Genomic DNA, 12,074 nt, shown 5'->3' on the forward strand with positions numbered 1-12,074 from the left:
GCGGCGTATCCCCGCCAGAATTCAACGAGTTGGTGTATGAGTCGGGCTTGGCCGAGTGGCCCAGCGTGTCGTAGCCAGATAGATGAAGGTCACCACGAGAAGGTCGTTTCATCTATGCGTGTAATTTATAGTATTTGCAGCGCAGTGGCCGTGGAGGCCGCCGAGCTCACACTTAAAGGATTTCGATGCTGCCTTCGGTCATCAGTATCCGGACGTGACCGACATATGACGTAACGCCTGGTCCGAGTGCTGTTTTTAGCTATTCCGTGAAACTACGCAAAATTTTCTGAACCACTAACGCGACTGAATGGATCGACTTCCAGCTGCGTACGAGTACCAAGAATCATAGCTATTTTACGGAGAAGGACGCAGCGATAAAACTTGTTTACCTTGGATTGCGCAATATTTCGAGTGAGAGAGGAGGCTATTTTTGTACTGGAACCTCAAAATGGACTGGCGGCGTTCAACACACTCACCAGACTGCTCCCAGTATGACTTCCCTTGTGTTAAAGTTTAATTCGTAGTCAAGTAACCTCAGAATTACATAGAATTCGTGACAGGAATCATTGCTGATGGCATTGCAATAGGGGCATGCAGATCTTATTATCTGAGTGGTCGGTCGGATTGTAATGTCTTCTCGCGATCAACTCTTCAACGATCGCGTGTTGACGTTTGGGGGCACCACTTCCTGGGTGTTGAACAGCTCATACGTGTCGTGGGTCAACGCAAATACAGCTGTAAGCTGCGTGATCCTTTTGTGAGTAACGGCCAGTTCGTTTGCCTTCATACTTGGAGTGCCTTCGAGAAGCACGGCCTCGATTAGCGCTTGACGTTTCCACCAGAAACAGTGTCGTTTGGCAGATGCCGGTCTCGGTTGCTATCGCGGCAACTGATACGCTCAATCGCAGCCGAGCCACGGTTTGCCGGCGCACCGATGATGGGTACATACGGGGCATGTGAATTCCTGGTGATCACGCCGCTTTAGACTTTCATAACCACGGACCAACAACACGGGCACACATCACCTGGACCAGTTCACGGGGTCCAGTCACGCGGCCAGCACCTCGTGCAATCGGTTCAGTCTGTCGATATTTTCCAGCAGTCGAATCCGCACCAGCCGCCACCCCGCGTAATCCTCTATCTCGATGTCGTGACAACCTTCCAATAGTCGTCGGTGAATCACACCACATGCATCTACCTAGTATTATGAGGCCACCAATAGAATTTTCGGTAGCAGTGAGGAAACAGTCAAGCAACCTAATAATTTCCCTAATAATTTTCAGAGTATCTAGCCGAGTCTTGGCGAAAGATCTGGGGCAACGTCATCCCATTAGCGATCACATTCCCTCACGATCGGCAGTCGCACGATCTGACTTTAGAAATACCCACCAAATCAAATTTCAGGCCATACGAGTGCTGAATGACAGGCCGTTACCAGAATCGAACTTGCCATATGGCGACTGGGCCTGGTAAGTCGAATACATCAAAGACTGGCACATTGATGAGTCGGTTGAGTGGTGATTCGAGGCCGATGGGCACCCTCATGGACGGACCCAGTTGCCGCCCCGCTCTAGACCCGGTCAAACCACCAGTTAGACAACACCCAAACGATCCGACAGCACCTAATCTTGAGGCTCGCGCCTGAGAATTACGTGATGCCATTAAAGTGGCGGTCGGCAGCTGCGGGCCCACGGACCGTGCAAGATCGTCCACTAGTGGTGGTTCCCACGAAGGCAGCTCCGCTAACACACTGTGCATGAAGAGGTCATAGCGCTCCATCGTTATGATGTCGCTTAACAGCGAACTCGTCATATTGCCTATCGAGTTCTATTGCCCGGGGCACAGCTGTCGCCTCGGTTGCCTGACCTCACTCCTGGCGAGCGGCCGCTTTGGCAAGCTGGGCGACACGCGCGACCCGTCGCACGAAAAAGCGTGATTCGTTGCACGCGGTGCACGGCAACGGTTACCTGTCTTCACAAACGGTGCCCCGCCATCGGGTGTGGGGTCGGTTTTATGAGCTAAAACTGCTGTTAGACGATATGATTGGGAGCTCCGGGGACAGATTTTTCGACCACGACACGTTGACGTATTCGGTTGCTTTCAACGTTGCCTGGCTTACTGCTTAGCGACGCCAAACTACGAGACCGAGCTGGGTTAATGCTGGACAAATGCTGGTGAAACCAGGGGGTCGGGTTAGATTCCGTCAGGAGGCGTGAGTACGGTCGTCTCCGCTGGCTGGAGTACCCCGGCTGAGACAAACAATGATCGATTGCCATCGATGAGAGACGGAGGAATCGTGGCCCTTCCCCAGTTGACTGACAAGCAGCGTGCGGCCGCGTTGGAGAAGGCTGCTGCCGCACGTCGAGCGCGAGCAGAGCTCAAGGATCGGCTTAAGCGTGGCGGCACCAACCTCACACAGGTGCTGAAAGATGCTGAGAGTGATGAAGTCTTAGGCAAGATGAAGGTGTCTGCGCTACTGGAGGCATTGCCAAAGGTGGGCAAGGTCAAAGCGCAGGAGATCATGACCGAGCTGGAAATCGCGTCAACTCGCCGACTGCGTGGCCTCGGCGAGCGCCAGCGCAAGGCACTGCTGGAAAAGTTCGGTTCCGCTTAGGTCGACCAGACGATCCAAGCAGCTTGGCCTGTGGGGGCACTGACGCAGGAACGCCAAATGAGTACGCGCGGGGGAACCGACGCTGAGCGCGGGGCATGTCGCGAGCGAATGGATAAGGGACGTGTGGTTGTGCTTTCCGGCCCTTCAGCGGTCGGCAAGTCAACGGTGGTCAAATGTCTGCGCGAGCGGATTCCGAACCTGTATTTCAGTGTGTCGGCCACGACGCGAGAGCCCAGGCCGGGTGAAGTTGACGGTGTCGATTACTATTTCGTCAGTCCCGTCCGATTCCAGCAGCTGATCGACCAAGACGCATTGTTAGAGTGGACCGAAGTCCACGGCGGCTTGCACTGCTCAGGCACTCTGGCTGAGCCGGTTCGGGCCGCCGCTGCGGCCGGTCTTCCGGTGCTTATCGAGGTCGACCTAGCTGGAGCCAGGGCGGTCAAGAAAGCGATGCCTGAGGCTATTGCCGTGTTTCTCGCGCCGCCTAGCTGGGAGGCTCTGGAAGCCAGGTTGGTTGGCCGCGGTACCGAAACACCTGAGGACATTCGGCGCCGGCTCAAGACTGCGCGCATCGAATTGGCGGCACAAGACGACTTCGACGAGGTTGTAGTTAACCGCCGATTGGAGTCGGCGTGTGCCGAATTGGTATCCTTTTTGGTAGGAACTGCGTCGGACTCGGCATGAGCCACCCAGCCAACAGGACCTAGCATCGAAATTTCTTAACCGCAATTCAACACTGCTCTATGGAGATTGTCTTACGTGAATATTCCACAGTCCGGCGCGTCTCTTGTCGCCGTTACCGCCGTGGATCGGTTCGATCCATTAACAGGTGGACAAGGCGCCTACGATACCCCACTAGGTATCACCAACCCACCCATTGACGAGTTGCTGGACCGTGTCTCGAGTAAATACGCCCTGGCAATCTACGCGGCCAAGCGGGCGCGCCAGATCAACGACTACTACAACCAGCTCGGCGAGGGCATCCTCGAATACGTTGGTCCGCTGGTAGAGCCTGGGCTGCAGGAGAAGCCGTTGTCCATCGCGATGCGTGAGATTCACGCCGATCTGCTCGAGCACACTGAGGGCGAGTAATTAGGGCAGGACCGCAGGTGAGGGACCGTAAGCGGGTCATTGTAGGCGTCTCCGGAGGCATCGCCGCGTATAAGGCGTGCACGGTGGTTCGTCAGCTTGTCGAGGCCGGTCACGAGGTCCGGGTCATCCCAACCGAGTCGGCGTTGCGCTTCGTTGGGGCCGCCACTTTCGAGGCGCTCTCGGGCCAACCGGCACATACGGGTGTATTTGACGATGTTCCGGTAGTGCCGCATGTACACTTCGGTAAACGGGCCGACCTGGTGGTAGTCGCGCCGGCCACCGCTGACCTGTTGGCCCGCGCAGTTCACGGTCGCGCCAACGATCTATTGACCGCGACCCTGCTGACTGCACGGTGCCCGGTCCTGTTTGCGCCGGCGATGCATACCGAGATGTGGTCGCATCCGGCCACTGTCAACAATGTGGCCACGCTGCGTCGCCGCGGCGCGGTGGTGCTGGAGCCCGCATCCGGGCGCCTCAACGGTACCGATAGTGGAATGGGTCGCCTGCCCGAGGCGGAAGAGATTGCTACCCTTGCCCAGTTGCTGCTAGAGCGACACGACGCTCTACCCTATGGCCTGGCTGGCCGTAAACTGTTGGTGACCGCCGGTGGCACCCGCGAGCCGATCGATCCGGTGCGCTTTATTGGGAACCGTAGCTCCGGTAAGCAGGGCTATGCCGTCGCGCGGGTCGCCGCCCAGCGTGGCGCCGAAGTTACCTTGATCGCCGGGCACACCGCAGGGCTGATCGATCCTGCCGGGGTTGATGTGGTGCATGTTGGCTCGGCGCAGCAGCTTGGGGATGCCGTTTCTAAGCACGCTCCTGACGCGGACGTGTTGGTTATGGCGGCGGCCGTGGTCGACTTCCGACCTGCCCAAGTCGCTACCGCCAAGATCAAAAAAGGACCCGATGAACAGGACGAGCTGCTGATCGAGTTGGTGCGCAACGACGACGTGTTGGCCGGTGTGGTGCGGGCTCGTGCGCACGGGCAACTGCCTAACATGCGGGCTATCGTGGGATTTGCCGCCGAGACCGGCGACGCCAACGGAGATGTGCTGTTTCATGCCCGAGCTAAGCTGCGGCGCAAGGGCTGTGACCTTTTGGTCGTGAACGCTGTGGGCGACGGCAGGGCCTTCGAAGTAGACAATAACGATGGTTGGCTGCTGGCGTCCGACGGTACCGAGTTGACACTACAGCATGGTTCCAAGATGCTCATGGCCAGTCGTATCGTTGATGGGATCGCTACGTTTCTGCACGGCCTTTCCGATCTGCAAGGTGGGTGACGACTCGGGTTCTTTAGGACTTCTGGACAAGTGCTGGACGATCTCTTAATTCGAGTGGATGTACCGAAGACTGCTGTCAGAGGATATAACTAGTTTAACTAACTATTGAAAGGAAGCAGATTGAGTGAGAAAGGTCGGCTGTTCACCAGTGAGTCGGTAACCGAGGGACATCCCGACAAGATCTGTGATGCGATCAGCGACTCAATCCTCGACGCACTTTTGACCGAGGATCCTCGCTCACGTGTTGCGGTCGAGACGTTGGTCACCACCGGGCAGGTACACGTAGTGGGTGAAGTGACGACGTCGGCCAAAACGGCGTTTGCTGGTATCAGTAATACGGTCCGCGAACGCATACTCGAGATCGGCTATGACTCTTCGGAGAAGGGATTCGATGGGGCGTCGTGCGGGGTTAGCATCGGCATCGGTGCTCAGTCGCCTGATATTTCCCAAGGCGTCGATACCGCCCATGAGGCACGCGTCGAAGGTGCGACGGATCCGCTGAATGCCCAGGGCGCCGGCGATCAAGGTCTGATGTTCGGCTACGCGATCAACGACACCCCGGAACTGATGCCGCTCCCCATCGCACTGGCTCATCGGTTGTCAAGACGGCTAACCGACGTACGTAAGAACGGTGTGCTGCCCTACCTGCGTCCCGACGGCAAGACCCAGGTCACCATCGCCTACGAGGACAATGTCCCTGTCCGCTTAGACACGGTGGTCATCTCCACTCAGCACGCCGCCGATATCGACCTCGACGCCACGCTGGTTCCTGATATCCGGGAGAAGGTGCTAGACACTGTTCTCGACGACTTACCCTATGACACCTTGGATGCATCGTCGGTGCGTGTGCTGGTGAACCCGACCGGCAAGTTCGTGCTCGGTGGGCCGATGGGCGATGCAGGGCTCACCGGTCGCAAGATCATCGTCGACACCTACGGTGGCTGGGCGCGCCACGGTGGTGGCGCCTTCTCCGGCAAGGATCCGTCTAAGGTGGACCGGTCGGCGGCGTACGCGATGCGTTGGGTGGCCAAGAACATCGTCGCTGCTGGACTGGCGGATCGGGTCGAGGTGCAGGTGGCTTACGCCATCGGCAAAGCCGCCCCGGTCGGCCTGTTCGTCGAGACTTTTGGTACCGAGGTAGTCGACCCAGTCAAGATCGAGAAAGCCATCGGTGAGGTATTTGATCTACGTCCTGGCGCGATCATCCGCGACCTGTACTTGCTGCGCCCAATCTATGCGCAGACCGCCGCCTATGGACACTTCGGCCGCACCGACGTCGAACTTCCGTGGGAGCAGCTCAGCAAGGTCGACGATCTCAAACGTGCCATCTAGCCGGGTAGCGGATGGTTGGGCTCGAGAGCAGGTAGGTCATCGGTGCTGTGCCGGTTGTGCTCAGCAATGCTGGTTAAACTTCTTGACCGCCGCTTTTCGTCAGTCGTCTTGGTTGTGAGCGTTGTCGAGTACCGGGCGTTCATCGATGAGTTCCTAGTACGGCACCGCATATCTGCAGGCGTTGGCGATGCGCTTGACATCGATGACGATGGCAGTATGCATGCCAGGATGTTGTCCCCCGGAATGCGCTGCCAAGCTAGGCAATTCGATGTCGTCTAGTTGCACGGCGCGGCAAGTGCCGAAACAACCGCAAGATCCGTGAGTTGAGGGTGAACGAGCAGAACATGATGGCGATACGGCCATTGCCACGTAAGTGGGCGATGGCTTAGACACCGCTACCGAACAGATCGCGATAGGCGACGGTGTGGTTGTCAAGCACCCCGAAGGTATCACGGTATCCCTTGGGCGAGAGGTTGACTCGTCCTCCGTGAGAGGGCCGCAGTCGCTACGGAAAACATAGCTTATTTGCCGATGACCTTTCGCAGCCATAGGTCAAGGCGTGAAAACTCCTTCGCCACTGAGATTCTCCTTCCAGCGCATTGTAATTATAGGTGCACCAGAAACGCCGGCTTACTAGGACTATGGGTGTAGGTTTTCTTCAACGCCGCCAGTCTCGGTTCATCGCCTTGATGGCGGGCACTAACAGGGCGGGGTGGATGTAGCCGTGCACCATGGTCGACTCTGCTTGCACCCCTGCCGAGTTGAGCAAATCGGCGTACCGAACTCCGTCTTCTCCCACTGGGTCATGTTCGGCGACGCTGAAGATCAGCGGGAATACGTCGAGCAGCTCCTTGAGCATCGGATCGGTATATGTCCGGGTGGCCATGGGTACTGTACCGGCGTAGCTGTGTACCATCGTTTTCGGCGTTGTGCATCTCGATGGGGACTCCAACGGCTGCCAAGAGCTCACCGTGTCATATCCGGTCGTCGCACAGTGGATCGTAGCTGGCTGGCAGGTTGGCTAGGTTATTGGCTTGCCCCGGCGCCATTCCAGCAGAAGGGTTGGGCAAGTTGATTTTTCCTGCTTATCAACGGTAGAGTACAGCGATCACCTCGACGTCAAGAGTTGTTGCTGTGGCGTTCTTCTGGAATGACGGCAGTGATTGGTCGCACAGTGTGGAGGGGTGCCATAACACATAACAAGTGGAACGCGAGCGGCGGTCCATCTGTTATGGGCGCCATGATAGGCGTTGTCGTGGGCTCGTTGCGTGATCATCGCGGTCCTAGTTCCACCCACCGAGTTCCCGGCGATGGTTATCTGGGGCGGTATCGCCACCGATCTTGGGCGACCCGTAACGTTGCAGCCCAGGCGTCTTCGATGGCAGCGGGGTAAGGGTGTTCGGACACCAACCGATACTAGACGGGCATCACGATCGCGCCGGTACCCACGGCGTGCAGGCGGGAGGACCCGTCGTGGGTATCGAGGTCGCCCATGACGAAAGTCGCCATTGTGGAAATACAGTACTACAGAAGACCGGTAGTTGCTCGTGCTGCGATCGGGATCGGCTGGTGGTCAATAAATCCGGATGCCAACCGGGCCTGCTAGACCGGGGATGGCCCGATTCGCAATGCGCAGTTCGGAGTGCACTGTCTGACGTGACAGGTCACGCACCCGCTGCCGGATCGCCTCGATCCCATCGCCGGTGGATAGCCGGAACGAAACCGCATCCAGTACCTTCAGCAAGATGGGGTCGATAGCAGGTTTCTCGTCGGCTGTGCTGTCCAAGTTGGGCATGGAGGTACCGTACGCACCTCGGTTGGTGGCTTGCGGTTGGATGGTCGCCGGTTGGGTGGGTCTCGCCTACGGCGTGTATTTGACTGTGATCGTATTACGCTACTCGCCTGGGACCGCGCTAACTGAGCATTGGATTCTTCAGCCACCATTTAAGGCATTGATGGCGATGTTGTTGGCGGTCGCCGCGGGGGCACACTCTATCGTTCGGGAACGGCGGTGGTTGATTACCGCGCTACTGTTGTCAGCTGCCGGCGACTGGTTGTTGGCGATCCCGTGGTGGACGGAATCCTTTGTCTTGGGCCTTGTAGTATTTCTGTTGGCGCACTTGTGTTTCCTGGCCGCATTAATGCCGCTGCTGGTGCCGTCCCGGATTCGTGTGGTCTGCGTGATTTTGGTGTGCCTGGTCTCGGTGGTGCTGCTGACCTGGTTCTGGCCTCACCTGGGCGCTGAAAAACTGACGATTCCGGTGACGGTCTACGTTGTTGTGCTGTGCACAATGGTCTGCGCTGCGCTATTGGCGCAGTTGCCAACGATCTGGACTGCGGTTGGGGCAGTATGTTTCGCAGTGTCGGACGCTATGATCGCCATTGGCCGGTTCATCCTGGGTAATGAGGCGCTGACGATGCCTATCTGGTGGTCGTATGCCGCAGCCGAGATCCTGATCACAGCCGGATTCTTCTTCGGTCGAGAGCAGCCGAATCATGCTCCCGAGTCCACTGAAAGCTAAAAGGCAGTGGTCGTGACTACCGTGTACAAGGCCGCTCAGTGGAACGCAGGCTGGTGCGAAGCATGTTGTGAATTGATGGGAAAATCATTGCATAGTAACATATTTCAATGGAAAATTCGGTGCCGAGCCGGCTGTTATGACCGGTCGGTTTGCTCGACGTGACCCGAGCCAGTGGTGTCCGCACGCCCGTAGAGGTGGAGCCCATCGCGCGAGTGCTGCCGATGCTGTCGGTGCCACATCTGGATCGCGAGTTTGATTACTTGGTATCCACCGAGCAGTCTGACGACGCCCAGCCAGGGGTGCGGGTACGGGTACCGTTCCACGGTCGGATGGTCGACGGGTTTGTGCTGGAGCGTCGCAATGACACAGATCATCCTGGGAAACTCGGCTGGTTGGATCGTGTCGTGTCTGCTGAACCGGTACTCACCGCAGAAGTGCGTCGGCTCGTCGACGCGGTGGCGGCTCGTTATGCCGGGACTAGACCGGATGTGTTGCGGCTAGCGGTGCCGGCTAGGCACGCCAGAGCGGAGCGAGAAGCCCCTGTGGCCCCTGCGTCGGCGCTTCCGTTGATTCCGGCGCCGGTCGACCCGTCGGGCTGGGAGGTTTACGGCCGTGGAGGACAGTTCCTGGCCGCACTGGCCGAGTCGCGCGCCGCCCGCGCCGTCTGGCAAGCGCTACCCGGCGAGCAGTGGTCGGACCGATTCGCCGAGGCCGCCGCGCAAACTATCTACGCCGGACGTGCCGTGTTGGCGATCGTTCCTGATCAGCGGGATCTGGATGCGCTGCGGCGGGCCGTGTTGACTCGTGTCGACGAACACAACGTGGTGACTCTCTCCGCGGCTCTTGGGCCGGCTGCACGGTATCGGTGTTGGCTGACGGCGCTGCGCGGCAACGCGCGACTGGTGATTGGTACCCGCAGTGCGGTGTTCGCGCCGGTAAATGACCTGGGCCTGGTCATGGTTTGGTCTGACGCCGACGACACGTTGGCCGAGCCGCGGGCACCCTATCCGCATGCTCGCGAGGTGGCGATGTTGCGCGCGCATCAGGCCCGTTGCGCTGCATTGATCGGCGGTTACACCCGGACGGCAGAAGCACATGCGTTGGTGCGTAGCGGGTGGGCCCACAATGTGGTCGCGGCACGTCCCGTGGTTCGCGCCCACTCACCTCGGGTAATGGCTATCGACGACAGTAGATACGCCGAGGAACGCGACCCGGCCGCTCGCACTGCGCGACTTCCGTCGATTGCGCTGCGCGCGGCCCGCTCGGTGCTTGCGGCTGGAGCGCCGGTGCTCGTGCAGGTGCCGCGGCGTGGGTATGTGCCGTCGTTGGCCTGCGGGCGCTGCCGCACGGTTGCCCGTTGTCGACACTGCACGGGTCCGCTCGCGCTGCTAGACCGTGCCACCCCCGGTACCGTTTGCCGCTGGTGCGGCCGAGTTAACCCGGTGTTACGTTGCGTGCGCTGCGGGTCGGAGGTGGTGCGCGCGGTGGTGGTTGGGGTGCGCCGCACGGCCGAAGAGCTTGGCCGGGCGTTCGCCGGTACGCCGGTCATCACTTCGACGGGTGACACCCTAGTGCCGGAAGTCGGTGCCGGACCGGCCCTGGTGGTCGCCACCCCGGGAGCTGAACCGCGCGTGTTAGGTGGGTACGGGGCTGCGCTGCTGCTGGATACCTGGGCATTGTTGGGCCGGCAAGATTTGCGTGCGGCTGAGGACGCCTTGTGGCGTTGGATGACTGCAGCCGCATTAGTGCGTGCACGTGGCGATGGGGGCGTGGTGACGATCGTCGCTGAAGCAGCCATTCCGACAGTGCAGTCGCTGATCCGGTGGGATCCGGTCGGTCACGCAGAGGCTGAACTGGCGGCTCGGACCGAAGTCGGTCTGCCGCCTAGTGTGCACATCGCGGCCGTCGACGGTGCCGCCGGCGCAATTAAGGCGCTGCTGCAGGAGGCCCGGTTGCCCGACGAAGCCGATCTGCTTGGTCCGGTGGACCTGCCGCCGGGCGTGCGCCGCCCAGCCGGCATGCCCGCCGGCACGCTGGTCAGCAGAATGCTGGTACGGGTGCCTCGCGAGCAGGGCCTACAGCTGGCAGCGAGTCTGCGGCGTGGTATTGGTATACTCAGTGTCCGGCAAACTCATCAGCTGGTTCGGGTGCAGATCGACCCGCTGCACATCGGATAGTCTTATAGCTTGCGGGCGACGAAAATCAATTATTTCCAATCCATTACATCGTCTTTCCGGTATTACTGGCAGGGCTTGGCGCGTTCGATATCGACCGTAGAACCTTTCGAGGGTCCAGCTAATCAATCCGATCGTCCGCGGTGACGACATACCGGGCCAGCTCCTCGGCATCACGTTGATGGCGCGAAGGCTAACATCGGATCGCTGACACGACAAGCACGCGATCACTGGCACGAGTACTATTGGCAAAGAACAAGTTTGAGAAAATTTCTGTCAAGAACTGGGTACGGCGAAAACTGTCGAGTTTATTAGATAATGAAAATGAGGGATATTCAACTCCGAACTCGTCGTCGAGAGGAAGAAGTTTTGACTAGCAACGCCGATCGTGCTCTGCGGTAATAGTGTGCCAGCACATTACTCTATAGTAACCACACTATAAGGGCTGTTACACGTTAGTATGCGTTAGCCCGTGCAGTGCGACAACGACGTTGATGGCCTGAGAAGGCTCTGGACATGGGGGCACGATGGTAATGGAAGATGCGACTGTAGCTGACGAGTCGTTGGATGATATCACCGATGCCTTGCTGACAGCGTCCCGGTTGCTGATCGCTGTTTCAGCTCACTCAATCGGACAGGTCGACGAGGCCATTACTATTCCGCAGTTCCGAACATTGGTGATCTTGTCCAGTCGGGGTCCGGTCAACCTAGCCACCTTGGCTAGTTTGTTGGGGGTGCAACCGTCGGCCACTGGCCGGATGGTCGATCGATTAGTCGCTGCTGGGTTGATCGACCGTTTGCCACATCCGACCTCTCGGCGGGAACTGCTCGCCGCGTTGACCAAGCGTGGACGGGAGGTCGTCCGGCGGGTCACCGCGCAGCGGCGTTCCGAGATCGCGCGAATCGTAGAAAAAATGCCGTCCTCCGAACGTCGCGGACTGGTGCGAGCCTTGACAGCGTTCAGTGCTGCTGGCGGTGAGCCAGAAGCGTATCTGGATGTGGTCATATAGTCGTATAGGCGAGGTCACGACGCCCGCTACTCGGGGCCAATAGCCAAATT

The 12,074-nt window shown here is 58.9% G+C and carries 10 protein-coding genes and 1 pseudogene; 10 read left to right on the forward strand and 1 reads right to left on the reverse strand.

Going from position 1 to position 12,074, the window contains the following annotated elements:
- The first annotated feature begins 1,889 nt into the window (after positions 1-1,889).
- From MUBE_RS11995 to MUBE_RS16390, 7 genes are all read left to right on the forward strand, one after another.
- Entirely contained in the window at positions 1,890-2,126 is a 237-nt protein-coding gene (locus MUBE_RS11995; RefSeq protein WP_116540703.1) for a hypothetical protein, read from the forward strand.
- A gap of 170 nt (positions 2,127-2,296) precedes the next feature.
- Complete coding sequence (gene mihF, locus MUBE_RS12000) at positions 2,297-2,614, forward strand: integration host factor, actinobacterial type (protein ID WP_116540704.1); 318 nt, start codon at positions 2,297-2,299, stop codon at positions 2,612-2,614.
- Between the two features lie 57 nt (positions 2,615-2,671).
- Entirely contained in the window at positions 2,672-3,298 is a 627-nt protein-coding gene (gene gmk / locus MUBE_RS12005) for a guanylate kinase (RefSeq protein ID WP_116540705.1), read from the forward strand.
- 75 nt (positions 3,299-3,373) lie between these two features.
- Positions 3,374-3,706: a DNA-directed RNA polymerase subunit omega gene (gene rpoZ, locus MUBE_RS12010; protein ID WP_116540706.1), complete on the forward strand. Its 333-nt coding sequence runs from the start codon at positions 3,374-3,376 to the stop codon at positions 3,704-3,706.
- Positions 3,707-3,723: 17 nt separating this feature from the next.
- Positions 3,724-4,986, forward strand: coding sequence for a bifunctional phosphopantothenoylcysteine decarboxylase/phosphopantothenate--cysteine ligase CoaBC (gene coaBC, locus MUBE_RS12015; RefSeq protein ID WP_116540707.1), 1,263 nt, complete (start codon positions 3,724-3,726; stop codon positions 4,984-4,986).
- 120 nt (positions 4,987-5,106) lie between these two features.
- A complete protein-coding gene (metK, locus tag MUBE_RS12020) occupies positions 5,107-6,318 on the forward strand; it encodes a methionine adenosyltransferase (RefSeq protein ID WP_116540708.1) in 1,212 nt (403 codons plus the stop codon).
- Between the two features lie 114 nt (positions 6,319-6,432).
- Positions 6,433-6,597: a hypothetical protein gene (locus MUBE_RS16390; RefSeq protein WP_207801706.1), complete on the forward strand. Its 165-nt coding sequence runs from the start codon at positions 6,433-6,435 to the stop codon at positions 6,595-6,597.
- Positions 6,598-6,976: 379 nt separating this feature from the next.
- On the opposite strand, the pseudogene MUBE_RS16395 reads toward MUBE_RS16390, so the two are convergent.
- A pseudogene (locus tag MUBE_RS16395) lies at positions 6,977-8,113 on the reverse strand (alpha/beta hydrolase fold domain-containing protein).
- Here MUBE_RS16395 and MUBE_RS12045 point away from each other — a divergent pair.
- The 3 genes from MUBE_RS12045 to MUBE_RS12055 all read left to right on the forward strand — a co-directional run bounded on the left by MUBE_RS12045 (position 8,112) and on the right by MUBE_RS12055 (position 12,024).
- Complete coding sequence (locus MUBE_RS12045; RefSeq protein WP_116540712.1) at positions 8,112-8,840, forward strand: lysoplasmalogenase; 729 nt, start codon at positions 8,112-8,114, stop codon at positions 8,838-8,840. The pseudogene MUBE_RS16395 and the gene MUBE_RS12045 sit on opposite strands and share 2 nt — an antisense overlap.
- A gap of 221 nt (positions 8,841-9,061) precedes the next feature.
- The gene (locus tag MUBE_RS12050; RefSeq protein ID WP_116540743.1) at positions 9,062-11,017 is read left to right on the forward strand and encodes a primosomal protein N'; all 1,956 of its coding nucleotides are present in this window, start codon (positions 9,062-9,064) and stop codon (positions 11,015-11,017) included.
- A gap of 524 nt (positions 11,018-11,541) precedes the next feature.
- Positions 11,542-12,024, forward strand: coding sequence for a MarR family winged helix-turn-helix transcriptional regulator (locus MUBE_RS12055; protein ID WP_116540713.1), 483 nt, complete (start codon positions 11,542-11,544; stop codon positions 12,022-12,024).
- Positions 12,025-12,074 lie beyond the last annotated feature (50 nt).

The organism is Mycobacterium uberis, from assembly GCF_003408705.1.
GTDB classification, from domain to species: Bacteria; Actinomycetota; Actinomycetes; order Mycobacteriales; family Mycobacteriaceae; genus Mycobacterium; species Mycobacterium uberis.

Excerpts from the sequence above, each read along its gene's own strand:
- gmk (WP_116540705.1), top strand. The coding sequence starts at position 2,672 with ATGAGTACGCGCGGGGGAACCGACGCTGAGCGCGGGGCATGTCGCGAG.
- MUBE_RS12045 (WP_116540712.1), top strand. The coding sequence starts at position 8,112 with ATGGAGGTACCGTACGCACCTCGGTTGGTGGCTTGCGGTTGGATGGTC.
- MUBE_RS12050 (WP_116540743.1), top strand. The coding sequence starts at position 9,062 with ATGCTGTCGGTGCCACATCTGGATCGCGAGTTTGATTACTTGGTATCC.
- MUBE_RS12055 (WP_116540713.1), top strand. The coding sequence starts at position 11,542 with ATGGTAATGGAAGATGCGACTGTAGCTGACGAGTCGTTGGATGATATC.